This window comes from Kitasatospora sp. NPDC001175 (genome assembly GCF_053598215.1).
In genome coordinates this window covers 121403-146356 of the sequence record NZ_JBSFJU010000017.1, presented here as the reverse complement: position 1 = coordinate 146356, position 24954 = coordinate 121403, and the positions used below count along the sequence as shown (strand labels likewise).

Sequence of the window (24954 nt, the reverse complement as noted above, 5' to 3'; positions counted from 1 at the left end):
GGCTGGTCGCTCGCGCTCTATCCCGCCTACCACTGGGTGTTCCGCAAGTACGTGGGCTGGCCGGGCCGCCGCCGCGCGCCGGCCCGTTCGACCGTTCTCCCATCGGCGAGGAAACAACCACCATGACGCACCCCAACGAGGTTCTCACCCGGATCGACCTGCACAGCCCGATCCCCGAGGCGCTGGCCGCCGAGATCGAGCGCCGACTCTTCTTCGTGTCGCCCGAGATCACCGGCTTCGAGGTGACCGCGGACGGCGGCGAGGTGCGCTCCGTGACACTCCGCTCCGAGCAGCCGCTCCCGCACGACGCCCTGACCGAGAAGGTCAACTCCATGGTGGACAACGACGTCCGGAAGCAGTGGGTGACGCCGGCCAAGGCCGTCTGGACCTCGCCGCACCAGCGCACCCCGCACCAGGACGTCTTCGAACTCCTCGCCAAGGCCGGCGCGGTGACCGAGGTCGGCGAGGGCCAGGTCGCCCTCGGCGAGCCGCTGCTCTCCCTCTTCACCTACTTCGACCGGGCCGTCTGCGACCTACTGGCAGAGGACCACGAGGTCCGGGAGTACCAGTACCCGACCCTGATCAGGACGAAGGCGCTGGAGACGGCGGGCTACTTCAAGTCCTTCCCGCAGCACCTGATGTTCGTCACCCGGCTGCGCAACGACCTGGACGTCTACCGCACCTTCCAGGAGCAGCAGGCCGTCACCGGCATCGACTCCGCGGTGCTGGACTCCTGCGGCAACGTGGACTACTGCCTGCCGCCCACGATGTGCTACCACACCTTCAACCAGTACAGCAATCGCACGCTGGAGGCGGGCCGGCTCCACGTGGTCACCTCGCGCGGCAAGTCGTTCCGCTTCGAGGCGGCGTACGCCACCAGCCTGGAGCGGCTCTGGGACTTCACCATCCGGGAGATGGTCTTCATGGGCTCCCGGGAAGACGTGCTGAACTCCCGTGAGCGCTTCATGCGGAAGGTCTTCGCCTTCGTCGAGGAGCTCGGCCTGAGCGGCTTCTGCGAGGTGGGCAACGACCCGTTCTTCTGCGGCACGGACACCTCCGAGCGGATCTGGTCCCAGCGGCTGATGGAGCTCAAGTACGAGCTGCGGCTCCACGTCGCGCCCGGGCGGACGATCGCCGTCGGCTCCTTCAACTTCCACGACGACCTCTTCGGCAAGGTCTTCGGCATCGACCACGGCACGGACGGCCCGACCCGGAGCGGCTGCGTCGGCTTCGGCCTGGAGCGGCTCGTCTACGCCTTCCTCTGCCAGTACGGCCTCGACACCGCAGCATGGCCCGCCCAGGTCCGCACCGCCGTCAGCGGGAGCTGACCATGAGTGAGAAGAAGGGCCGCGCCCCGCGAGGCCAACAGGAGGAGATCCTCTGCGCGGTGTTCGCCCAGGTGCTCGGGCTCGACCGGGTCACCATCGACGACTCCTTCTTCGAGCTGGGCGGCCACTCCCTGCTGGCCACCCGGCTCGCCGGTCGCATCCGGGCCGCCCTGGACGTGGAGGTCCCGGTCCGGACGGTCTTCGAGGCCCCGACCGTCGCCCAGCTCGCCGAGCACCTGGAACAGGGCTCCGGCAGTCAACGCCCACCACTGCGCCGCCTGGACCGTCCGGCGGAGATCCCGCTCTCGCAGACCCAGCGGCGCCTCTGGTTCCTGAACCGCCTGCACGGCGCGGCCGGGCACTACAACATGCCGATGGCCTACCGGCTGCGCGGTGGCCTCGACCTGCCCGCCCTGCGACTCGCCCTCGACGACCTGGTCACCCGGCACGAGAGCCTGCGCACCGCCTACCCCGACTGGGACGGCCGGCCCCAGCAGATCGTCCTGGACCCGAACGAGGCTCCGGTCGAGCTGCCGGTCGACGGCGTCACCGAGGCCGGCCTGCCCGAGGCGCTGAGCGCTGCGGCCGGTTACGCCTTCGACCTCACCGCCGAGACGGCGCTGCGGGCCCAGCTGTTCCGGCTGGCCGCGGACGAACACGTCCTTTTCCTGACCATTCATCACATCGCCTGCGACGGCTGGTCACTGCTCCCCCTGAACCGCGATCTGGCGCTCGCGTACGCCGCGCGCCGCCTCGGGCAGGAGCCGGTCTGGCCCGAACTCCCGCTCCAGTACGTCGACTACACGCTCTGGCAGGACGAGCTGCTGGGCGACCCGGAGGACCCCAACAGCCTGGTCAACCGCCAGCTCTCCTTCTGGTGGGGCGAGTTGGCGGGAATGCCCGACCGCCTGCGGATCGATGTGGCGGCCCCGCGCCCGGACACCCCCTCGCACCGGGGCGGTCGAGTCCCCTTCCACGTCACGCGGGCGACCCACCGGGCGCTGCACCAGCTGGCGCGGGAGACCGGCACCAGCGTGTTCATGGTCGTGCAGGCCGCCCTCGCGGCCCTGCTCACCAGGCGCGGAGCCGGCACCGACATCGCCATCGGCATCCCCACCGCCGGGCGCACCGACGAGGGCCTCGACGACCTGATCGGATTCTTCGTCAACACGCTGGTGCTGCGCACCAGGACCGACAGCGACCCGACCTTCCGGGAGCTGCTGTTCCGGGTGCGCAGCACGGACCTGGCGGCCTTCGCCCACCAGGACGTGCCGTTCGACCACCTGGTCCAGGCCCTCAATCCGCCGCGCTCCCCCGCGTGGCACCCGCTCATCCAGGTGATGCTCGCGTTCCAGAACAACGCGAGCGCCGAGCTCCGCCTCCCCGGCCTGGAGGTCCGGTCCGAGCGGGTGGCGGAGGGGATCACCCGCTTCGACCTCCGCTTCGAGCTGTTCGAGGGCTTCACCGACCACCGGGCACCGGACGGCATCGACGGCAGCCTCACCTACGCCCTCGACCTGTTCATCCCCGCGGAGGCCGAGCGGCTGGTCCGGGAGTTCACCGAGCTGCTCGACGCCGTGGCCGCCGCTCCGGGTCTGCGGCTGAGCGAACTCGACCGGGCACCCGTCCACGAGCCGGCCAGCAGCCCGTCCGCCGGGCCGGCGCCCGCCGCCGCGGGCGGCCCCCGGATCGCCTTCGTCTGCTCCCCGTACGGCCAGCAGTGGGTCGGCATGGGGCGGACGCTGTTCCGCACCGAACCCGCCTTCCGCTCGGTCCTCGAGGAGTGCGACAGCGAGCTGGCCCGGCACACCGGCTGGTCCCTCGTCCGCGAGCTCTTCCTCGACGAACCCGAAGCCAGGACGGACGACGTCGGCGTCATGCAGCCCATCATCTTCGCCATCCAAGTGGGCATCGCCCGCTGGCTGGAGGAGGCGGGCGTCCGACCGGGTGCCGTCACGGGCCACAGCATCGGCGAGATCGCCGCCAGCGTCATCGCGGGCATCCTCGACCTGCCGGACGCGGTCCGGCTCGTCCACCACTACAGCGATCAGCAACGTCGCGTGGCCAGCCCGAACAGCGGTATGGCCGTGGTGGAGCTCTCGGCCGCCGACCTCTCGGAGCACCTGCGCGGACTCGAGGGGAGCGTGTCCGTCGCCGCGCGGAACGGGCCGCGGACCACCGTGCTGGCCGGTGACCGGTCCGAGTTGGAGGCCATCGTCGCCAACCTCCAGGCCGCGGACGTGCTCTGTGCGATGGTCCGGGTCGACCTGCCGGCCCACAGCCCGGCGATCGATCCGATCCTGGCGGACCTCGAACGGGCCATCGGTGAGCTCACCCCCAGGCCCGGCCGGATCCCGATGATCTCCTCGGTCACTGGGCAAGCGCTCGACTGGCGGCAGGCCACCGCGGGCTACTTCGCCCAGAACCTGCGGCAGCCCGTCCTGCTGGCCGACTCGACCGCCGAGCTGCTGACGGGCCATGACGTACTGGTCGAGGTCAGCGCCCACCCGGTGCTCGCCCCGGCACTGCGGCAGAGCGTCGAGGAGTCCGGCACCGCCGCGACCGTCCTGACCACCATGCGCCGTGGCCAGGACGACCGGGCGGGCCTCATCGAGGTGCTCGAAGCCCTCGAACTGCTCGACCTGAAGGTGGACTTCCCGGGCCGGCAGGCTCGGTCGGCGGAGATCGGATGAGCCACACCCGCTCCACCCCGGGGTGGCTCTGCACCGACCGAGGGTGCGCCGTCGGTGCGCGAGGCACCGGCCCAGCCAGCCTGCGCGACCGGCGCGTCGGTCACGACGGACCAGGTACCGGTCACCGGCGGCAGTCAGCAGGGCCCGGACCCGGTCACCCAGGTACTGCTCAACGCGGGTGACCAGGTGGCCGGCTTCGCCACTGCCCGGTCTGCTGCCCGACCCCAAGTTCCTGGCCGGCCTCCTTCGGGCCGACCCGACCCCCGGAGTTGATCTCGTGATCCCTGACGACGAAAGAAGCAGGACCGCCACCATGTCTGGCACGCTCTCGGCCGAGGGCCTGATCCGCCAACTGTTCCACGTCGTGGACAACCGCTGCTGGGAGGGCCTGAGCGGGGTCTTCGCCAAGGATGCCGTCTACGAACGGCCCGGCTACGAGCCGCTCAAGGGCCTCGCCCGGATCAGCCACTTCTACACCCACGAGCGGATCATCGCGTCCGGCCGCCACGCGGTGGACCACGTGACGGCGGGCTACGAAGCCGCCGCTTGCTGGGGCCGGTTCCGGGGTGAATCCATCAACGGCGACCCGCTGGACGAGCAGTTCGCCGACACCTACGTACTCGTGGACGGCAAGATCACGCATCGCAAGACCTTCTTCTACCGGCCCGCGATCTGACCCTGCGGCCCCCGAGATCTGACGCGGATCGACCGCGAGATCAAACGCCGCACCGACGTCGTCCAGGTCCTCCCCGACGACGACGCGCTCCTGCGACCGGTCACCGCCGTGCTGTTCGAGATGCACGACGAATGGATCGCCTTCCCCCACCGCTACCCGCCTCGGCCATCATCATCAGCCCGAGCGGCACCGTGGTGGGCCGCTTCCGTCCGCGCACCGAGCCCGAGTCGGCCGAGCTGGTCGCCGCCGTCGAGGCCCAGCTGCCGGCCTGACCGACGCGAACCCCTGCCGTGGACCGGGTCCACGGCAGGGGTGGCCGTCCTGTACTGTTTCTCTTCGTCCAGCACTGGACGCAGTTGACGACCCGAGGAGGTGGGACCAATTACCGCTGTGTCAGGTCGGGTGCTCCCATCGCACGGCCGCGCGGTCGATCCGAAGCAGAAGTAGCGGACCGCGGGAGCGCCCAGAAGGCTTCCCGAAGGGTTTCCGTGTCGGTCTTCTCGTCAGTTCCGCTCCGTTCCACCATCACCACCAGGCTGCGCGCCGCCGGCTGTGTCTTCGCCGAGGACGAGGCGCGGCTGATCATCTCCACCGCCCGCACCCCGGTCGAGCTCGCCGCCATGGTGGACCGCCGGGTGGTCGGCCTTCCCCTCGAACACGTCCTGGGCTGGGCCGAGTTCCGCGGTCTGCGGATCTCCGTCGACGCCGGGGTCTTCGTGCCGCGCCGCCGGACCGAGTTCCTGGCCGAGCAGGCCACCGCGCTCGCCCGGCCCGGTGCCGTGGTGGTCGACCTCTGCTGCGGTTCGGGCGCGGTGGGCGCCGCACTGCTCTCCTCCCTGGACGGGATCGAGCTGCACGCCGCCGACATCGAGCCCGCCGCGGTGCGGTGCGCCCGGCGCAATCTCACCGGCGCCAACAGCCGTGTGTACCAAGGCGATCTCTACGAACCGCTGCCCGGCACCCTCCGCGGCAGGGTCGATGTCCTGGTCGTCAACGCGCCCTACGTCCCCACCGAGGAGATCCGGTTCCTGCCGCCCGAGGCCCGCGACCACGAGCCGCTGGTGACGCTCGACGGCGGCGCTGACGGTCTCGACGTCCAGCGCCGGGTGGCCGCGCAGGCCGCCGGCTGGCTTGTCCCGGGCGGCAGCCTGCTGATGGAGACGAGCGAGCGCCAGGCCCTGCGGACCGCCGCGGCCTTCGCCGCCGGCGGCCTGACCACCCGGGTGGCCGCCTGCAGGGAGCTGGACGCCACCGTCGTCATCGGCACCAGGCCGTCCGACGCCTGACCTCTGCCCGACCGTCCCGGTGGAGGCCGCTCGGACCTCCACCGGGTGGCGGGGCTCCCTCGGTCATCCCTCCCGCCGCCCTGCCCGAACGGCGCCGATCGGCCATGATCTCGCGACACTTGGCCACGGACCGTTCCGAAGTGGTGACAGCTGTGCAACTAGTCCGTACCCGAGGAGGATCACTCAGCCGATCTGGCCGCACACTGTCAGTGGGGCGGGGAGGATCCGGTTGCCATCGGCACCGGTTCCGTCGAGATGGGAGGGAGCTAGCGATGGACAGTGAGGCAACGCCGTTCGGGGAGGCACAGGCCGTCCACCAGCTGTTCGAGGACCACGCCCGCCGGACGCCGGAGGCACTCGCCGTGGTCTGCGGCCAGGAGCGGCTCAGCTACGCGCAGCTGGACGCCAGGGCCAACCGGCTGGCCCGGCACCTGGCCGAGCTGGGCCTCGGCCCCGGCCACCTGGCGGCGGTCGCACTGGGCCGCGGCCCAGAGTTGCTGACGGCGCTGCTCGCGGTGCTCAAGTCCGGTGCCGCGTACGTGCCGTTGGAGCCGACCGGCCCCGATCCGACCGTCCGCCACGTCCTCTCCGAAGCGGATCCGCTGCTGCTGCTCACCGAGGAGGCGTACCGGGTACGGCTCACGGACGCCAGCAGCCGCACGGTGCTGTGCCTGGACACCTCGGCCCAGGCGATCGCCGCCCATCCGGCGGCCCCGCTCGGCATCCGGGTCCAAGGGGCCGATCTGGCCTGCGTGTTCTACACCTCGGGCTCCACCGGGGTGCCCAAGGGCGCACTGATCGAGCACCGCAACCTGCTGCACGCGTACCGCGGCTGGCAATCGGTCTACCGGCTCCGTGCCACCGACCGCTTCCTGCAGACGGCGACGCTGGAGTTCGACGTCTTCACCGCGGACTGGATCCGCGCGCTCGGCACCGGCGGCACCCTGGTGATGGCCCGGCGGAACTTCACGCTGGACCGCACCGCCGAGATCTCCGAACTGCACGAGCTGATCCTGCGCGAATCGGTGACGGTGATGGAGACCAACGTCCACACACTGCGCCGACTGTTCGCCCATCTGCTGCCGCGCGGACTGGAGTTGGGCCGGGTCAGGCTGCTGTCGGTGGGCGCGGAGAAGTGGTACCTGGACGAGCAACTGCGCCTGCAGCGCTACCTCGGGCCCGGGGTGCGCCACGTCAACGTGTACGGCGTGGCCGAGGCCGCGGTGGACAGTACGTACTTCGACAGCTCGTCCCTGGCCGAGGCGCCCGAGCACGCCGAGCTGATCTCGCTGATCGGGCGGCCGTTCCCGGGCACCCGGGTGCACCTGCTGGACGCGGCCGGCCGGCCGGTACCGCAGGGCCGGCCCGGCGAGATCTGCCTCGCCGGCCCCGGTGTCGGGCGCGGCTACCTCAACCGGCCCGAGCTCACCGCCGCCCGCTTCGTCTCCACCGAGCTGGACCAGGGCGGCCGGATCTACCGCACGGGCGACATCGGACGGCTGCGCGCCGACGGGATGCTGGAGTACCTGGGCCGCGCCGGTGCCGACGCTCCCGGCTCCGGCAGCGCCGACGAGTCCGCGGCCGCCGCCGAGCTGGCCGAGGTCGAGGCGGTGCTGCGCGGCCACCCGGCCGTCCGGGAGAGCGCGGTCAGTCGGATCAGGACGGCCTCGGGTGAACTCCGGCCGGTGGCCTACGTGGTGACCGGCGGCCCGGCGGCGGAGCGCGGCTCCGCCGGGGACGGCCCGGCGGCGGAGGGCGGCCCGCTCGGGGGCCGCCCGGCCGCGGACGGTGTGGCCGAGGGCTGGGCCCTGCGCGCGTACCTCGCCGAGCGGCTGCCCGAGCGGCTGATCCCGGACGCGGTGGTGCCGCTGACCACCCTGCCCCGCACCCGGGCGGGCAAGCTGGACCGCCGCGCCCTGCCGCTGCCAGCCCCGCGCGAGCACACCGCCCAGCCGACCGCCCGCGCCGGCGCGCCCGCCCGGGCGGGCTCCGCCAAGGCCGGGGTGCGGTCGCGCGGCTCCGCCAAGGCCGGGTACCGCCCGGCCCGCACCGCGGGCGGCGAGGCCCCCTCCCGGCACGGGACGGCCGCCGTCCTGACCACCCTGGCGTTCGGGATCGCCGCCTCCGCCCTGACCGATCTCTTCTGGCCCGGCTCCACCGACGTCACGGGCGTGCCCTCGCCCTGGGCGGTGCTCTTCCAACTGCTGTACGTCTTCGAGTGGGCTGGCTTCGGCGCGGGCATGGCCTTCCTGTTCCTCGGCGGCCCGGTGCTGCAACGCGTCCAGCCGGCCCGCCCGCCACAGCTCACGGCCTGGGCGGTGGTCGCTATCGCCTGGTTGCTGCTTGCCTGGTGGCCGCAGGACAGCTGGTACCGCACCACCCGCGCCACCGACTGGCCCCGCGAGGCCGCCCTGGTCTACGGCTTCAACGTCACCCTGATCGTCGCCGCGCTGGTGGTCGTCCGCTTCCTCGCCTGGAAACCCGCATCGGCCGCCCGCTGACCGCCCGGGCCCGTCCGGCGCGGGTGACCGCGGCGCACCGGCTCCGGTGCCCCCGGGGGCGGCCCGCCGGGCGGGCCTACGGCCGCTGCTCCGGCACCGGCCGCAGCCCGGGCCAGCGGATGAGCACCCGCCGGCGCAGGTCCGTGCTGAGCCGGCCCAGCCCGCCCAGCGCGGGGTGCCCGGCGGCCAGCCGGCCGACCACGCCGAGGCGGTGGGCGAGCCGCTCCCGGGCGGTCGCGGTGCCCCAGGTCCAGTCCCGGAGCGGGAGCCGGCCCAGCTGGTCGACCGTCCCGCGCTCGGCCCTGGGCACCAGTGCGTCGCCCTGGAGCAGCCAGCCGGCGCAGGCGTCGGCGAGGCCGTGGCCGAGGCCGTCGTCGGGTTCGGTGCCGGTCTCGGTGCGCCACACCGCGCGGTACGCCTCCTCCGCCCGGGTCAGCAGCGGCTCGTCCGCCGCGGTGACGCACCAGCAGGTCGGGAAGCCGATGCGCAGGTAGGCGAGTTCGGTCAGTCCGCTGCCCAGCGAGGCCTGCTCGAAGTCGATGAACCTGACCCCGTCGCCGGTGTGCAGGTCGTTGCCGGGGCAGGGGTCACCGTGCAGCAGGGCATGGCCGGGTGCCCGGCCGAGCCGGTGCGCCAAGTCCTCGAGCTCGCCCGGCACTTCGGGCGGCACCGGCACCTCCAGCTTCTCGGCCAGCCGGAGGAAGGCGTCCACGTCGGTCTGGTCCGGTCCCTGCCTGCGCGGCAGCAGACCGGCGTCCTGCGGGCCCGTGGTGGCGTGCAGCCGGGCCAGGGCCTCGGCGTAGCCGACGATCCAGTCGCCGGACGGGCTCAGGTGCTCCAGCTGCTCCAGGACCAGCACGCGCTCGACGGGGTCGGTGGCGAGCAGCTCGGGCACCACGGGTGTCCGGGCCCGGGGGCGGCGAGCCGCAGCCCGGCCACCTCGCGAGCGTACCGCTCGTCCGCCCCCGGGCCCTCCACCAGCTGCTTCACCACCACCGGCCGACCGCCGAGCTCCACCTGCCAGACCCGCGAACGCGGGCTGCTCTCCAGCCGCCGAGAGCTGCCGGGCGCGCCCAGCTCGGCTCGCAACCCCTCCCCCAACGGCACCAGCGACTTCATCGGCCCGTCCTCTCCCCTGCTGTTCGGTCTCAGTAGACGACGGCGGGGCAGCGCTGTCCAACGGCTTTCCCGGCGCCGGCCGACGGCGGAACCGGCCACCGGCACATGCCCAACGCTCTTGCCGCGCAATGGGGTTACCGGAGACCATCGCTTGATGACGCGACTTCATGACGACGTACGTCTGGCCGGTGCCTACCAGTCGGGCAATGGGATGCCGGAGTCCTCGCTCCGCGCGTGGGCGAAGCTGATCGGGTCGTTCGCCCCCTGCCCGGCTCCCGCCGTGGTGGAGATCGGCGCGGGCACGGGCATGTTCTGCGCGGCACTGGCCCGCTGGCAGCGGGCGTCGCCGGTGGTGGGGATCGATCCCTCCGTACCGATGCTCGAACAGGCCCGGCGGCACAACGCTCTACCCGGCGTGCACTACCTGGTCGGCAGCGCGGAGGCGCTGCCCGTCCGCACGCGGAGCTTCGACCTCGCGCTGCTCTCCCGAGTGGTGCACCACCTCCCCGACCGCCCCTCCTGCGCACGGGAGTTGGCCCGGGTGCTGCGGCCGGGCGGGGTGGTGGTGATCCGTACGACCTTCCGGGAGCGGCTGGACGCGCTGGTCTACGACTACTGGCCGCAGCTGCGGGCCATCGACGAACAGCGGTTCCCCGGCGAGGAGGAGGTGCTCGCCGACTTCACCCCGGCCGGCTTCACCGTTCGGGAGGCCGGCTCGTTCGCCCAGCCGGTCACCACGGGCCTGCGCGCCTTCCACCAGCGGATGAGGAACCGGCCGCTGTCGAAGTTCGCGTACCTGACGGAGGCGGAGTTCGAGGCCGGCCTGCGCTGCCTGGGAACTGACGCCGAGTCGGAGCCGCTCACCGCCCCCTGGCCGGTCCACGAGCGCTACGACCTGCTGGTCCTGACCCTGGCCTGAACGACGGCCGCCGCGCCCATCGGACCGGGGTCGCTACTCCGAGGCGTCCCCGAGTGATTCCAGGAGCGTCCGCAGCGCCCCGGTCAGCGCGTCGCGCTGCGCTCCGGTGAGTCCGGCGAGCAGGCGCTGCTCGGTGTCGAGGTGGTCGGGCAGGACCCGGTCGACCAGTTCCCGGCCGGCGTCGGTGAGTTCGACCAGCACGCTGCGACCGTCCGACTCGCTGGAGGAGCGGACCACCAGTCCGCGCCCCTCCAGCCGGTCGAGCCGCTGGGTGATCGCCCCTGAGGTGACCATCGACGCCCGCATCAGCCCGGTCGGGGTGAGCCGGTAAGGCGGCCCGCTGCGCCGCAGCGTGGCGAGGACGTCGAACGAGGCGCCGTCGAGCCCGTGCGAGCCGAAGGTACGGCGCAGTTCCGCGTCGATCATCCGGTGGAGCCGAGTGAGCCGCCCGATCACCGCCATCGGCGACGCGTCCAGGTCGGGGCGCTCGGCCGCCCACTGGGCCAGTACGAGGTCGACGTGGTCTGCCATGGCCTCAGGCTAGTGGATCTCTTAGCGCTGTGATAAATCTTTACTTAGCGCTAAGTAATTCGCCGAGACCGCACGTCCACAGGACAGCGCCGAGCGCGCCTCGCGGACCCGGCGGTGGCCCTGCCGGGCGAGGCCGAGCGACCCGGGCACCAGCGGGCCAGGTTCACCATCGGCTACTGATCCGGCCCCTCCGCTGCGCCGCCACCCGCCCCGATCGGCACAGGTGACCGTACGTAGACTGGTATCGAACGCTCCTCAGGGAAGGCGCAGCGATGTTCGAACGCGGCACGGACGGCCCCAAGGTGATCGTCGTCGGAGTCGACGACTCGGACTCCTCCTGGCGGGCCGCCGCCTACGCTGCCGGCCTCGCCCGCCGGCAGGGCTCGCAGCTCGCACTGGTGTACGTCCAGCCGGTGTCCGGCATGCTGGCCCTGACCGGTTTCGGCGGCGAACTCGGCGAGACCACCGAGAGCGTCGCCGACGAGATCGTGCGGCAGATACACGAGGCCGCTGACCGCTTCGGCGAGACGACCAGCGTCAACTGGCAGTTCCACACCCTGGTCGGCGACCCGTTCACCGGCCTCGCCACGACGGCGGACGACCTGCGTGCCGACGCCGTGGTGGTCGGCGCCTCCGAGCAGGCCGGGCACCGGGTGATGGGCTCGCTCGCCGTCCGGCTGGTGAAGGCCGCCCGCTGGCCGGTCACGGTGGTGCCGTAGTCCGGGCCGCGCGCCCGCCCCGGCGTGCACTGCCCCTCGCACTGCCCCGATCAGCGCCGGCCCGGAGCGTGGCACCCCGTCCCGCGCCGGCCTGATCGTCAACTCCCCTGCCGTCGCCCCGCGGTCAGCCCCGCTCGACCGGACCGACGGTCAGTGCGTGGATGGTCGGTCCGGCGCAGTGCTCGGTCGCCCACGGCAGCAACATCGCCGCCTTCTCGTTCGGCGGATAGATCCGCAGGCCCTTGGCGGGCGAGAGCCGGCACTCGTTCGGGTCGTAGCCGCCGACGCCGTTGCTGTCGTGCAGGGTCGCCTTCGCCGTCTGGCCCGGCCCCAGCGTCACGGTGGTGACCGTGCCCGCGGCGCGCGCGGCGGCGTTTCCGGACTGCACACCGTCCGCGCCGAGGTACGAGACGCCCGGATAGCCGGTCATCGTGCAGGGGGTGGCGGAGGTGTTCGTGAACACCAGGGTCGAGTAGTACTGCCCGGCGCCGACGCTGGCGTCCTTCTGAGTCACCGAGAGCCCGCTGCTGCTGCACGCCTGGGCCGAACCGGTCCCCACCCTCACCGCGGACGCGCCGGACGTCGCCGACTGCCCGCCCGAGCCCCCGTCCGTGCCCGGCCCGGCGCTCGCTCCCGCGCTCGCGCCGCCACTCGCCCCCGCGGAGCCGCTACCGCCCGCGGAGCCGCTGCCCGACGCCGCGGCGGCCGGTGGCGCCGCGCCCGCCGTCCCACCCGACGACGAGCAGGCCGTGGCCGCGAGCGCCACCGCGGCGATCACCGCGACCGGTGCCGCGATCGTACGTACCCTCGCACTGACCGCTCCTGTCCCTCGAACCGACCCGACTCGCATCTGCCACACCCCTTGCAACGGTGCTGACCTGCAAACTCCTGACACTGGGAACCTGCCCGTTCAAACTCCGGATACCCATGCGTGACAGGGCCGTTGCACACTCCGGACCGCCCTGGGACAGCCGGCCGCGCGAGCCGGCCGCCTCCGCCCGCGCGGCCGGCCCGGACGGGGAGTCACTCGCCCATGAAGACGACCCGCCGGGCCGAGCCCGAGGCCCCGGGCGCCGCCGTCACCGAGGTGCGCCCGGCCGGGACGGCACGCTCCCGGCCCCACGTGCGGATCTCCTCGATCTGCTCGGGGTTGGTGCGGCTGAGCGGGGTGGTGTTGACGAAGGTGTCCAGCACGAAGGACGGACGCAGCCGGTCGGCGCCGCCGCCCAGATGAACCTCGGCACCGACCTCGTGCAGCGCGGCCTCGATGTCGGAGCCGGCGAAGCCCTCGGAGAGGTCCACCAGGCGCTCCACCTGGTCCGGCTCGGGTTCCGCCTTGACGTAGCGACGGTAGTAGAGCTCGATGATCTCCTTGCGGTCCTGCGGGTCGGGCAGGTCCACGAAGAAGAGTTCGTCGAAGCGGCCCTTGCGCAGCAGCTCCGGCGGCAGGCTGCGGACGTCGTTGGCGGTGGCGACCACGAAGGCCCGGGACTCCGACTCCTGGAGCCAGAAGAGGAACTGGCCGATGATTCGCTGCGCCGCGCCGGACAGGTCGTGACTGCCGGCCAGTCCCTTCTCGATCTCGTCGATCCACAGGATGCACGGCGCCACCCGGTCCGCGGTCTCCAGCGCCTCCCGCATCCGCCCCTCGGACTCGCCGAGGTACTTGCCGTGGATGCTCGCCATGTCCAGCCGGTAGAGCGGCAGTTGCCACTGGGAGGCGATCGCCTTGGCGGACAGCGACTTGCCGCAGCCGGGCACGCCGACCAGCAGCACCCCGCGCGGCGGCCGCAGGTCGGTGCCGCGCAGGTCGGCGTGCATCAGCTCGTTCTTGCGCTTGAGCCAGTCGCGCAGGTTGCTCAGCCCGCCGACGGAGTAGTCCGAGGACTTGAGCTGGACCCGCTCCAGACCGGCCAGGTCGCTGAAGATCCGGTCCTTGGCCTGGGCCAGCGCGAGCACGTCCTCGCGCCGTACCGCGCCCCGGGCGACGATGGTCGCCATCAGGTTGACGGCCTCGGCCTCGGTCACCCCGAGCAGGAACTCCGAGGCGCGGCGGGCGTCGTCCTCGTCCCACTCGATCGGGACCACGCCGTGGTGGTCGTCCAGGAAGCTCCGGACACTGCGGAACATCTCCTCGGCGTCCGGCAGGTCCAGGCGCAGGCTCATGCCCAGGCGCTGGAGTCCGCTCCAGATCGGGTTGTCGGTGATCAGGACGATGCTGCCGGCGTTGGCGTCGGCCAGTCGGGCGAGTTCGGCGACGTGCCGGGTGAAGTGGGTGTCGCCCTCCAGGCCGTCCGGGTCCACCAGGATCAGGGTGGCCATCGGCCGGCTGGTGAACTGGGCGGCGGCGAAGTCCATCGCGCCGGTGAGCGAACGGTCGTCCTGGACGGTGGTGTTGGACCTCAGGTCGCGCAGTCCAGTGGCCCGGGTGTAGATCCAGAACGGCTGGCTGGTCCGGCGCGGCTGGGTGGCCACCTCCTTGACCAGGCGCAGCGCCCGCTGCTGCTCGATGGTGCGCAGTCCGATGACCGGTACCCGTGCGGTGAGGTAGCTGTCGAGGTCGGCACGGCTGTCGGCGTAGTTCGGCATAGGGGGCCTCGGGTCTCGGTTCGGCCGGTGATGGTCTCAGTCGGTGATGATGCGGCGACGGGGCACGGCCGTCGGGTCGTAGGACCAGCCGCCCGGGTCGGCCGGGGGTGTCTGGGCGATCACGGCGGTGAGCGGGTTGTCGCGCAGGGTGCGGCGGCGGGCCTCGACGAATCGCGGGTCCGCTCCCTGGGCGGCCAGCCGGACCAGGTCGTTCTCCAGGTCCTGCTGGATGCGCCGGGCGGTGTCGTCGAGGATCCCGCTCAGCCGCTCCCGCAGTTCCGCGGGCAGTCCCGGGTGTGCGGCCAGTGAGCGGGCCTGGTGCAGTCCGCCGCGGGCCTGGGCGAGGGCCCGGCCGGCGGCGAACTCGTCGTCGGCCGCGTTCATCGCGGCGACCAGCGCGTCCGCCCAGCGCTGCAACCGCCGGTCCAGCGCGTCGGTGATCCGCACCTGGAGGCGTTCGAGGGTGTCGGCAGGAAAGTCCGCGGGCGCGAGCGGCGGCAGGCCGGCGCCGTCCACCGGCTCGCCCTTGGACCACCGTTCGAGGTGGTCCGCCCAAGCCTGGTAGGAGCCACCCAGCGGGGCCGGGCCGCTCACCGGTTGCTGCCTGGACGGCGTACGGTGACCTCTCCCGGAGGCAGCGGCTCCCACTCGGGCAGGCTGTCGACGATGCGGCGCAGCCGGTTGGTGACCCGTTCGTCGGCGGGCTTGGGTGCGGCCGCCCACGGGGAGGCGGCCGGGCGGCGCACCGGCGGTGTGTCGGGGTAGGGCGGTGTGGTCACTTGGCGTCTCCTTGCGGCGTGCCGTCCGGTCCGGGGCGGACGGCACGCCCGTCGAACGGGCTCTGGGCGTGTACGGCCGTCGCCAGCGAGGCGATGAACTCCCGGGTGGCGGGCTCCACCTGGTCGGCCTCCCGGTAGGCGCTCTGCCAGTCCGTCAGTTCGGCTGCGGCGCCGCGCAGTTGGTGCAGGGAGTCGTTCCTGGCGCGCTCCAACAGCTGCCGGGTGGACTCCACCGCCTTGCGGGCGGCCTCCGAACGCAGGTAGATCATGCCGCCCCAGATCAGGGCGACCAGTACCGCACCGAACAGCGCGACGCCGACGGAGGCCTGGCCGATGACGAGCAGGATCAGCAGGAGCACCCCGCCGAGCAGGATCGCCTGCCGCTTCCACGGGTAGGCGAGGGCGTCCAGGAAGGGCTGCATGTGCTGGTCCCAGTGCTGGGACAGGGACTGCTCCAGGGTCTCCAACGGGGTGTTGAACGACCCGTACCACGGCGGCAGGTTGAACGCCTTGGTGCCGGCGGTGTGGGTGGCGGTGAACGCCGCCTGGACGTCCGGCGGCTGGGCCATCCGGTAGTCCCGGCTGAACCCGGCGTGGGCGTCGGCGAACCACTCCTGGCAGGCCGCGACCGCCAGCCGCTGGGTCGCCGTGGAGGCTCCGATCGCGGCGGGGTTGAGGGCGGCGGTGGACTGCACCGTCAGGATGTCCAGGGTCTCCTCGAGCGAGGCCGAGTCCACGTCGACGGCGTGCCGGGCCGCCTGGACGTCGCCGTGGTGCTCCACCACGGCCCGGTTGAACGCCAGGTCGCGTCTGAGCGGCAGTTCCTCGTTGTCGTACTCGGAGACCAGCCGGTCCAGGATGTCGTCGATCGCGTCCTCCAGCCGCTCCGACGGCTTCGACTCCTGGGCCAGCAGCGCGGTGTACTTGGTCAGGACCGCCTGCTGGGCACCGGCCGAGGAGAGCACGGAGTCCAGCTGCGCCCACTGCGGCGAGACCGCCGACAGCCGGGGGAACCGACCGGCCGCCGAGGGCGTGCGCAGACTCTCGATCTCCGCGCGCCAGCGCGCAACTTGAGCCGCCCGCGCCTGGTCGTCCTGCAGCAGGATCTCGCGCCAGCGGTCGAGCGTCGCCCTCAGCAGCTCCCTGCCGACCGGGCCGAACGCCCCCTGGGAGATGGACTCCAGGATGACCGCGAACTCGCGGCCGAGTGCGGCCGGGTCCTGGGTGAGCAGGTAGTGCCGCAGCCAGCGGACCGCACTGTGCTGACGGCCCTGCCGGCGCAGCACCAGGGCGAAGAAGAGCGAGGTGCGCTCGGGCGAGCGCCGGAACGCCTCCTCGACGGCCCGTTCGCACAGCGTCGGCTCGTCCGCCGACCAGGCGGCGAGAGCCACCAGGGTCGGGGCGAGCCAGTAGCGCGGAGTCTGGATCATGAGCTGCTCGCTCACCGTCCGCACCGTGTCCTCGGAGACCAGGCCCACGTCGAAGGCCTGGAGCAGGCCCACCGCCGTCCGCCGGATGGTCTTGTGGTGGCCGAACTCGTGGTCCACCTGGTCCTGGATGACACCGATCCGGGTCTCGGCCCGCTGGACGTTCGCGGTCAGCTCGGCCCGCCGGGCGAAGGCCAGGAAGTCCGCGCGCAGCTGCTGGAGTTCGCTCTGGGTCTGCTGCTGGGCCGCGCCGACCGCGGATACCTGGCCCGACACCTGGCCGACCTGCTCACCGAGCCGGGTTACCAGCCTGTTGACCTGTGCCACCTGGTTGCGCAGGACGTGGTCGACCTCGGTCATACGAGTCTCCGTTCGGGGTACTGCGGGTCTTCGCGGTGCTGCGGGGTTTCGCGGTGCCGCACGGCACCGCGGTACTGGAAGGCCTTGCGGTGCGGTCGCGGGGCCTTGTGCCCTTGCCGGGCTCCAGGGCGCTGTGTTCGGCGGGCGGAGGTCAAGGGCGCACCACCGTACCGTCGGGGAGCACCGGCAGGACCAGCCCGCTGTCGTAGACCTCGACGTAGGCGTAGGCGCCGGTGCGCACCAGCATCCGGGCCGCCGCGAAGGGACTCGGCATCGGGTCGGCGGGCGCGAAGTGCTGCACGATGGCGTGGGTGAGGTCCAACTGGTGGTCCACATAAGGAGGTCCGAGGTAGCAGGTGGCGAGGAAGCCGAGCGGGATGTCTCCGAACGCGGTGGCGTACTGCTCCTTGAGCCAGTCCGCCAGTCCGCGGCAGGCGGCCGGGTCGAGCCCGGCGTCCAGGCGACGCACGGCGCCCAGGAACTGTTCGGGCCGTACCCTGAGCCGCTCGGCGCCGACCCTGGTTCGGGCCGGACCCGCTCCGGTGACCGGACCGCTCGCGGCCCGCTGCCCGGTTGTGGTGTCCGCCCCCGGGCGGACGACACGGCGTGGCTGCTCGATGAAACCCATGAGTCCCCCGCTGGTCATGGTGCAACCGCGCCGCGTTCCCGGCGCGTGGTCGAGAAGGATATTGGCTCCTCCCCGGTTGTGACCGGGGAATTCCTACCTCACGCCGCCTGACCGCCCTTCGGGCAGCCGGGTGCTCCGCGATCGGCGCCCGCCGGGTTGGGAACAGCCCGGACGGAAGGACCCGCGGAGGGGGCTCGTGCCCGGCTCCCGCAACGCGACCAGCACCCTACCAGGCGGGGGAGGCCCATCCGCCTCTCGACGAACCGGATTTCCGCACCCCGCCGTACGGGGAGACCTGGGGTCTTGCCCCGAACCTCCCGGCGGCAGCGCCTTCATGATGCCCAGTCATGCGATTCGGCAGTACGACTCGACCGGAAGACGACCGCGTCCCGCCCGGCATTCGACCACCTGACGAGTGATCACACCTCCTGTCAGGTGCAAGACTTCTTCCCATGAGGACGGTGTTTGCACTCCTGGTGGGTATCGACGACTACGCGCGAAGCGGCCTCAGCTCGCTCGCTGGGTGCCTCAACGACGTTTCGGCGGCTCGCAGTTGGCTCGAACGGCAGGTGCGACCGAGTCCGGTAGTCCGGACCCTGCTCGACGCGGAGGCCACCGTGGACGCGGTGGTCGAGGGCATCGAGACCCACCTCGGGCAGGCCGGCCCCGAGGACACGGCACTGTTCTGGTTCTCCGGTCACGGCACCGAGTTCCCGGCCCTGCCGGAGGAGTCGGCGATCGAGTCCACCGGCCGCTCCCAGGCACTGGTCTGCGCCGACGGTCCGCTGCTGGACAAGCGGCTGCGGGTACTGCTGGACCGGCTCGCCACTCGCGGCACCCATGTCGCCGCCGTGCTGGACTGCTGCTACGCGGGCGGCGCCACCCGGGACGCGACGGGCACGGCCCGTTTCCTCCCGCCGGCCCCGTCCTGGCATACGTCCGCCCTCGCCCGCGACGCCGAGGGCGCACCGGCGGGCCCCGGCCATGTGCTGCTCGCCGCCAGCCGGCTGGACCAACGCTCCTACGAGGACTGGTTCGACGGCCGCCGGCACGGGGTCTTCACGCACGCGCTGCTGGGCGCCCTCGGCGAGGTCGGCGGCCGGGAGCTGACCTACCGCCGGCTGCTGGCCGCCGTGCACTGCCGGATGCAGGGCTCGGGTGAGCGCCAGCACCCGGTGCTGCTGCCCCAGCAGGCCGGCGGTCCGGCCGACCGGCCCTTCCTCGGCGGGGCCGTCCGGGAGCCCAGCCCGTACCTGCTGCGGTACGGCGCCCAGGGCTGGGAGGTGGACTGCGGCACCGTCCACGGCCTGCGCGACGGCGAGAACGGCGCCCGTGGCACGGAGTTCACCGTACTGCCCGCCGACCGGGAGGCTCCGGGCGCGGGCCAGGAGGGTCCCGGCGCAGATCGGGCGGTCCTGCGGGCCAAGAGCGTGCGCGCCGAGCGCACCCTCGTCGAACCGTCAAGCTGGACCCCCGATCACAACCGCAGCTACCCGGTGACGCTCTCCGCACTCGCCCTGCCGCCGGTCTCCGTCCTGGTCGAGGCATCCGGGGATCCCTCCGCGGCACGGGAGTTGGCCGAGGCCATCGGAAGCGCCGGGCCGGGCGGCGGGCCTTCGCCGCTGCTGCGGACGGCCGCCGGGCCCGAGGACGCGTCCGGTCTGCGCCTGCGGGTCGTGGTGCACGGCGGCCAGGCGCGGGTGCTGCTGCGCGACGGCTCGGCGGCGGTGGCGCCGCTGCCGCTCGCCGGCCCGGCCGACGCCCGACGGATCGCCAGCTGCCTGGTCCACCTGGCCTCCTGGCACCACCTGCGGGATCTCACCAACCCCGACCCGGTCCTCGGCTCGCTCGTCCGGGTGGAGGTGACGCCCTGGGGCGGCGACGCCCCGATGCTGCCCGACGGCTCCGGCGAGCTGCTGTGCAGCTACGGCGGCGGCCCCGGCGACTGGCGCGAGCCGCGGGTCGCCATCCGGATCCGCAACCGCTCGACGAGCCGGAAGCTGTGGTGCGTCCTGCTCAACCTCACCGACAACTACGCCAGCCACTCGGTGCTCTTCCCCGGGCACTTCATCGCACCGGGCGGTGTCGGCCACGCCCTGGACGGCGAACCGGTGCACCTCAGCCTCCCGGCCAATCGCACGCCGCGGCCCGGCGCCTATGTCCGGGACTGGCTCAAACTCATCGTGGCCGAGGGCGAGTTGAACACCGTACCCTTCCAGTTCGACCCCTGGGACCCGAACGCACCCGCGGACCGTGACCCGGCCCGCCATGCGGACGGCGTGTTCCGCCCGACCGCTCCGGACGGCAGCCGTGACATGGGCGCGGGAACCCGCCCCGTCACCCCCGGTCAGTGGGCGACGCTCACCCTCCCGCTCCGCACCGTCGTCCCGGGCTGATCGGCCGCCAGCTGCACGAGGGGGCCGGGGCGGCCGACCGCGCACCGGCGCACCGACTACCGGTGCCGCCGGGGCAGCCCGGGTACCGGCACCTGCCGCCGGTACCCGGAACGCAAACCGGCCGTACGACTCCCCTGCGGGTCGCCCTACTGTCCCAGGTGTGTGAACCCGGCCCAGGCCGAGAGGTCGTCGGGCTCGACCTCCCCCGCCCGGGCGGCCAGCGCGGGCGGCATCCCGGGCGGTAGCCGTCTCACCGGATCCAGCATCCACAGCTGGGCCCGGCGCAGCGCCCGCCCGGGCGGTTCCTGCTCACGCCGCAGGTAGTGGTGGGTCATGAACATCAGCACCGAGGTGGCGTCGTCGGGCACTGGCCAGAGCGAACCGATCACCGAACGGGCCCCGGCCACCAGGAAGGCCGTCGCCAGGCTGTAGGCCTCGTTGTGGCCTCGCCCGGAGACATGGCTGCGGCAGGCCGCCAGGACCACCAGCTCCAGCCGCGCGTCCCGCCGGCCGGCCGCCTCGGTCAGCTCCTCGGCCGCCAACTCCCCTCCATTGAAGGAGAGATAGGAGCTGTGGCGCTGGTTGGCGGCGACCGCTGCATGGCAGGCCAGGTGCAGTACACCGCCGCTGCGCCCCTGGTCGCCCGCTCCGCGCAGCCAGCCGAGCACCTCCGCGGGCGTCCCCGCGCCGTCCGCCTCCCCGGCGCCGCGCCGCCCGAGGTAGCTGCCCTGCGGGTAGAAGGCGCGCTGCACGGCGTCGGCCTCCTCACCCGCGTACCGCAGGTCGCCGGTCGGATTGCCGACGATCAGCGCGCTGCCGGTGTGCGGTACGGGCGGCCGCGCGGCCACGTCGCACAGCAGCCGGGCCGAGGCCGCGTACGAGATCTCGGCCCGCTCGACCGCGTAGCGGCGGACTCCCGGGGCAACGGGCTCCCACCAGGCCGCGTGCCACGGCACCACCCCGAGCGCGCCCATCGGAATCAGGATCAGCGACGGCGGGCGGGTGCGTCCTGGCGGCGGCACCAGCAGCTCCAGCAGCGGTTTGACCGCCGCGTACCAGGCCCAGGAGCAGAGCCGGTCCAGCCGGCGGCGCAGCGGCGGCGGGCCGGCCTGCCAGCTGCCGGCGGACGGTGCCGGTCCCAGGTCGCGGGCGGTGGGACCGCCGGGTCCGTACTCGCGCAGCGGTCCGGCGTCCTCCTTGAGCAGCGGCAGCGGCAGCGAGTGCACCCAGCCGTCGGCGGTCACCAGCACTGCCGCGCCGCCGTGGTCGTCCGAGGCGGGCATCAGGTACACCAGGGCGTCGGCCCGCAGGGTGCGCAGGGCGGTGCCGATCTCGGCCGGGGTGGGCGGGTCCAGCAGCCGGGCCGGCGCCGCTCCGCCCTGGTCCGCGCCGCCGTGCTCCGGTCCGGTCAGCGCGGTGAGCACGCGGCGCCGGAGTTCGCTGGGGACGCCCGCGCCGGGCTCGGCCCCACCGCCGGCCCCGGTCGCCGTCGCAGCCGATGCGGCCGACGCGTCGGCCGCGGCCCGCCACTCCCGTGCAAGGTCGGTCCGCCCGGCGGCGGCCAGCATCTCGGGCACCGACTGCGAGGTGGTCGCGGCGTGCAGCACCAGGCCGCGGCAGGCGTCCAGCGCCTGAACGGCCTCCTCGGGCACCCCGTCCTCCAGGCACCAGGCGGCCGCCTCCAGCGCGGTCGTGGTGGCCTCGGCGGCGGCCTGCGCAGCGTGCTCGGTGCCGGACTGCAGCAACGCCGCCCAGGAGTACCCGCGCAGCGCATCCAGGCCGAGGCGCCGCCCGCGCCGCCGGTCGTCGCGGGCCGGATCCGCCCGGAACCGCAGGGCCCGGCCCAAGGTGAGGCTGATGGAGGCCCAGAGCCGGTGCTCGGGCCCGCCGGCCAGCCGTGCGGCCCGCTCCAGCAGGCCGATACCCGGCTCCATGCCGGGGCGATCGAGCCGCTCACCGGCCTTGGCGCAGCGGGCGCCGCCCAGACAGGCCGCGTAGCGCAGCCAGTCGTCGCTCCCCTCGACGGACAGACTCAGCGCCTCCTGGAGCAGGGCCATGCCTTCGTCCAGGATGCGCGGATCGGATTTCTCGCTCCCTTCCCCGGTGCGGGCCAGACCGGCGTCCCCCAGTACCCAGGCGTGCCGGTCGCGCGGCAACCGGGCGGCCTGGCGCCGCAGTTCGGCCGTGGTCGGGCCGCCGGGCGGCCGGCGGGAGAGCGGTGCGCCGATGGCGCGGGCCAGGTGATCGCGGGCGACCCTGGAGTTCTCCAGCATCGTCCAGACCTCTCCGCGGGAGGGATCCTCGGGGTTGAGCTCGCGGTACACCTCGGCGAGGGTGGCGATACAGCGGTCGGCTCCGGCCAGGTCACCGCGGCGTGCCGCGCGGACCGCCTCGGAGCCAGCGAGCTGGCCCTCCAGCAGCCGGTTCAGATAGGGCGAGTAGACCTGCTGGTTCCGGACCCGGTCCATCACCTGTGCGGCCTCGGCCATGTCGTCCGCGGCGCCGTGCAGCTGACCGCGGTGCCCGGTGGCGAAGGACCGGATCATCTCGATGCACCGGCGCAGGTCCTCGTTCTCGCCGGCAAGACCGTGGGCCGTCTCCAGGTGTCGCAGCGCCTCCGCCAGGCCCGAACCGTCCCCCGCCGTCTCGGCGTTGAGCCGGATGGCGCCCTCGGCACCGTGCAGCGCGCTCAGCAGGACGGGGTCGTCCCGGTGAGCCTCTGCCGCCGCCTCGAAGAGGGCCGTCCGCCGCTCGACCGTGACCCGGTTCCCGTGCGGATCGACCATCGGAATCTGCCGGTGCAGCATCCCGGCGAGCTGCCCGTACCCCGGTCCGGTCGGGTCCATGGTGAGCCACTGCGCGTACAGGCGGTCGAACTCCTGCAGGAGCTGGTCGTGCCCGCCGACGTCGTTGGCCAGGTTGGTGAAGTCCTGGTCGCTGAGGTTGAGGAAGTTCTCGCCGCGCTCGAAGCCCCCCAGCAGTTCCAGATAGCTCTGGTACACCTCCTGGTACTGCTGCCCGAACGAGTCGTCCCTGACTGCGAGGCCCAGCTCCACCAGCTCGCTCCGGCACCAGACGTGCACCGCCGTGATCATCCGGCGGACGTCCGGATCACAGCCGTCGTCCGCCAGCGCCGCGGTGCAAGCCCGGTCCACCATCCGCAGGCGCTCCGGATCCTCGTCCACCCGGTAACGGCGCTGCTGGAGCATCGCCACCAGCCCCGCCACCCGCCAGGCCGGTCCGTCGCGTTCGGGTTCCCAGCGTTCGAAGGCGAGTTGGGCCAGCTCGAGCGCCCGGTCTCGGCCGCCGGTGTCGTCCCGCTCGGCGGCCCGGTCGTAGAGCAGTTGACCGAAGGCCGCCAGATACGGCGGCGGCAGCTCGTCCATGGCACCGGGCTCGGCCAGCAGCGGCTCCAACTCGGCCAGTGCGGCGCCGACCTGGCTCCGGTCGTCCCAGTTGCTCCAGAGCAGGGCCCGGATGTACACCTGCCTGGCCGCGGCCTCCCGCCCCCACCACGGCCGCTCGGCCGGAGCCCGCCCGGCTTCGACCAGGGCCAGTCCGAACTCGGCCCTCGCCTGCTCCAGCAGGTCCCGGTCCGTGGTGAGGTGGCCGTGCGCCATCAGGGCGCTGGCGAGTCCGTAGTGCAGCAGCCCGAGGTCGCTGTCCGGCGGCGCGGCGGCGATCGCCTCGCGGTAGTGCGCGGCCGCGCTCTCGGCGTCCGGGACGCCGCCACCGATCCGGTACCGCTCGTGGTGCAGTCCGCCGATCTCCTCGTGCAGTTCGGCGAACTGCCGGCTGCCGGGCGTCTGGTCCACCAGGGCGGCGTAGTGCAGCTCCAGCGCCCGGCCCAGCAACTCCCGGCGCACGGCCACGTCCTGGTCGGCGGCCTGCTGCCAGCGCAGCCGGGCGAACCGGGAGAGCAGGTAGCGGCCGAGCACCCTGACGTGCTCGTACGGCGAGTCCAACACCGGAGCCGCCAGGCCGTGGGCGATCAGCTCCTCCGCTCGGTCCAGCAGTTGCCGATCGGGCTGCTCGTCGTAGTGGAAGACCAGGACGTGTCCGTAGACGATCCGCCAGGCGTCCCAGACCTCCTCGTCGTCGTCCGGCCGGGCAAAGGCCCGCTCGAAGGCCTCGGCGGCCAGCCGCAGGTCCTCCGCCCGCTCCTGCCGGAGGAACAGTTCGTAGCTGAGGTCCCCGGCCAGGCCCCAGAGCGCGGGGCCGTCCGGCTCGTCGAAGGATCCGTCGACAAGGCCGTCGAGCAGCTGGTCCCGCTCCCGGCGGATCTCCTGCTCCGACATCTCGTTGGGTCCCCGGCCGTCCTCCGCCGTGTCCCCCTCCGTTGCCGTCACGGGGCGAGCCTCGCGTGGTAGGGCTCCAACAGCGCGTCGAGCCACCGCCGGCCCTCGACGGTGTCGAGGTCGACGGGCGTGACCGGCGCCTCCTCGATCGCCTCCGGCAGGCAGCGGTCACCGAAGAGCACCAGGACCCGGTCCCCGGGCTCGCGTTTGGAGGGCCAGAGGAAACCCTGCGCCCAGGGGTCGGTGTGTTCCCGGATCCAGTGGCCCCAGTCCCGGGTGAACGGGTACTCGGCGGCCTCCGCCTGGACCAGCCAGGAGTCCTGCGCGACGCCCGCCAGGTCCCGCCCGGTCACCAGCGACACCAGCTCCACTTCGGCGGCCAGCCGCAGGTACGACAGCCGGCGCCCGCGCACCGCGGCCCGCGGCACCAGCCGCGGCGAACCGTCCACATCGAACGGCACCGACCGCAGCAGCGACTCGCAGACCGCCGCCTCCGCCGTCAGGCCCGCGTACAGATAGCCGTACGGGTCGCAACGGGTGGCGTCGAACCGGCCGCCACCGTAAAGGCAGTGCGTCGGAACGGGGTTGAACTCCGTGCCGGAGCGGCGTGCCGAGTGCAGCCGGTAGAGCGGGGTGCCCGGTGCCAGGGTGACCTTGGTCGGCGTACCTGGCAGCGCCCGGGGCGGCCTCGTGTTCGCCATCGGA

At 73.1% G+C, this 24954-nt stretch carries 17 protein-coding genes and 3 pseudogenes; 10 read left to right on the top strand and 10 right to left on the bottom strand.

What is annotated here, in order from left to right; translation table 11 throughout:
• Nucleotides 1-122 precede the first annotated feature (122 nt).
• The 7 genes and pseudogenes from ACWDAK_RS15660 (at nt 123) to ACWDAK_RS15630 (ending at nt 8484) form a co-directional block, all read left to right on the top strand.
• On the top strand, nt 123-1328 hold the full coding sequence (locus ACWDAK_RS15660; RefSeq protein WP_427393650.1) for a class-II aminoacyl-tRNA synthetase family protein: 1206 nt from the start codon (nt 123-125) through the stop codon (nt 1326-1328).
• Between the two features lie 2 nt (nt 1329-1330).
• On the top strand, nt 1331-4021 hold the full coding sequence (locus ACWDAK_RS15655; RefSeq protein ID WP_427393649.1) for a condensation domain-containing protein: 2691 nt from the start codon (nt 1331-1333) through the stop codon (nt 4019-4021).
• Nucleotides 4022-4334: 313 nt separating this feature from the next.
• Complete coding sequence (locus tag ACWDAK_RS15650; RefSeq protein WP_344636694.1) at nt 4335-4697, top strand: nuclear transport factor 2 family protein; 363 nt, start codon at nt 4335-4337, stop codon at nt 4695-4697.
• Between the two features lie 24 nt (nt 4698-4721).
• Nucleotides 4722-4835 (top strand): annotated as a pseudogene (locus ACWDAK_RS15645) (transposase); the annotation flags it as partial.
• Between the two features lie 47 nt (nt 4836-4882).
• Nucleotides 4883-4969: pseudogene (locus ACWDAK_RS15640) on the top strand (glutathione peroxidase); the annotation flags it as partial.
• Between the two features lie 216 nt (nt 4970-5185).
• Entirely contained in the window at nt 5186-5983 is a 798-nt protein-coding gene (locus tag ACWDAK_RS15635) for a putative protein N(5)-glutamine methyltransferase (protein ID WP_344636693.1), read from the top strand.
• Nucleotides 5984-6255: 272 nt separating this feature from the next.
• Nucleotides 6256-8484, top strand: a complete 2229-nt coding sequence (locus ACWDAK_RS15630) for an amino acid adenylation domain-containing protein (protein ID WP_427393648.1) — start codon at nt 6256-6258, stop codon at nt 8482-8484.
• Nucleotides 8485-8560: 76 nt separating this feature from the next.
• Here ACWDAK_RS15630 and ACWDAK_RS15625 read toward each other — a convergent pair.
• Nucleotides 8561-9603: pseudogene (locus ACWDAK_RS15625) on the bottom strand (aminoglycoside phosphotransferase family protein).
• Nucleotides 9604-9757: 154 nt separating this feature from the next.
• Between ACWDAK_RS15625 and ACWDAK_RS15620 the strand changes: the two are divergent.
• Entirely contained in the window at nt 9758-10522 is a 765-nt protein-coding gene (locus ACWDAK_RS15620; protein ID WP_427393647.1) for a class I SAM-dependent methyltransferase, read from the top strand.
• Between the two features lie 33 nt (nt 10523-10555).
• On the opposite strand, the gene ACWDAK_RS15615 is transcribed toward ACWDAK_RS15620, so the two are convergent.
• Nucleotides 10556-11053 (bottom strand): MarR family winged helix-turn-helix transcriptional regulator, encoded by a 498-nt coding sequence (locus ACWDAK_RS15615; RefSeq protein ID WP_344636689.1) that lies wholly within the window; start codon nt 11051-11053, stop codon nt 10556-10558.
• Between the two features lie 272 nt (nt 11054-11325).
• On the opposite strand from ACWDAK_RS15615, the gene ACWDAK_RS15610 reads away from it, so the two are divergent.
• Entirely contained in the window at nt 11326-11772 is a 447-nt protein-coding gene (locus tag ACWDAK_RS15610) for a universal stress protein (RefSeq protein WP_344636688.1), read from the top strand.
• A 124-nt stretch (nt 11773-11896) separates the two neighbouring features.
• On the opposite strand, the gene ACWDAK_RS15605 is transcribed toward ACWDAK_RS15610, so the two are convergent.
• The 6 genes from ACWDAK_RS15605 to ACWDAK_RS15580 all read right to left on the bottom strand — a co-directional run bounded on the left by ACWDAK_RS15605 (nt 11897) and on the right by ACWDAK_RS15580 (nt 17573).
• Complete coding sequence (locus tag ACWDAK_RS15605) at nt 11897-12622, bottom strand: DUF4232 domain-containing protein (RefSeq protein ID WP_427393646.1); 726 nt, start codon at nt 12620-12622, stop codon at nt 11897-11899.
• A 173-nt stretch (nt 12623-12795) separates the two neighbouring features.
• The gene (locus ACWDAK_RS15600; RefSeq protein ID WP_344636686.1) at nt 12796-14361 is read right to left on the bottom strand and encodes an AAA family ATPase; all 1566 of its coding nucleotides are present in this window, start codon (nt 14359-14361) and stop codon (nt 12796-12798) included.
• Nucleotides 14362-14397: 36 nt separating this feature from the next.
• The gene (locus ACWDAK_RS15595) at nt 14398-14955 is read right to left on the bottom strand and encodes a hypothetical protein (RefSeq protein ID WP_344636685.1); all 558 of its coding nucleotides are present in this window, start codon (nt 14953-14955) and stop codon (nt 14398-14400) included.
• Complete coding sequence (locus ACWDAK_RS15590; RefSeq protein ID WP_344636684.1) at nt 14952-15140, bottom strand: hypothetical protein; 189 nt, start codon at nt 15138-15140, stop codon at nt 14952-14954. Before ACWDAK_RS15590 ends, ACWDAK_RS15595 begins: the two co-directional genes overlap by 4 nt.
• Nucleotides 15137-16927 carry a hypothetical protein gene (locus ACWDAK_RS15585; protein ID WP_427393645.1) on the bottom strand — a complete coding sequence of 597 codons (1791 nt, stop codon included), beginning with the start codon at nt 16925-16927 and terminating at the stop codon, nt 15137-15139. Before ACWDAK_RS15585 ends, ACWDAK_RS15590 begins: the two co-directional genes overlap by 4 nt.
• 151 nt (nt 16928-17078) lie before the next feature.
• Nucleotides 17079-17573, bottom strand: a complete 495-nt coding sequence (locus ACWDAK_RS15580) for a hypothetical protein (protein WP_427393644.1) — start codon at nt 17571-17573, stop codon at nt 17079-17081.
• Between the two features lie 434 nt (nt 17574-18007).
• On the opposite strand from ACWDAK_RS15580, the gene ACWDAK_RS15575 reads away from it, so the two are divergent.
• Nucleotides 18008-19951 carry a caspase family protein gene (locus ACWDAK_RS15575; RefSeq protein ID WP_427393643.1) on the top strand — a complete coding sequence of 648 codons (1944 nt, stop codon included), beginning with the start codon at nt 18008-18010 and terminating at the stop codon, nt 19949-19951.
• Between the two features lie 146 nt (nt 19952-20097).
• Here ACWDAK_RS15575 and ACWDAK_RS15570 read toward each other — a convergent pair whose 3' ends face one another.
• Both ACWDAK_RS15570 and ACWDAK_RS15565 read right to left on the bottom strand, forming a co-directional pair.
• Nucleotides 20098-24300, bottom strand: coding sequence for a CHAT domain-containing protein (locus ACWDAK_RS15570; RefSeq protein WP_427393642.1), 4203 nt, complete (start codon nt 24298-24300; stop codon nt 20098-20100).
• A complete protein-coding gene (locus tag ACWDAK_RS15565) occupies nt 24297-24950 on the bottom strand; it encodes an RES family NAD+ phosphorylase (RefSeq protein ID WP_427393641.1) in 654 nt (217 codons plus the stop codon). The genes ACWDAK_RS15570 and ACWDAK_RS15565 overlap by 4 nt, the downstream gene beginning before the upstream one ends.
• Nucleotides 24951-24954 lie beyond the last annotated feature (4 nt).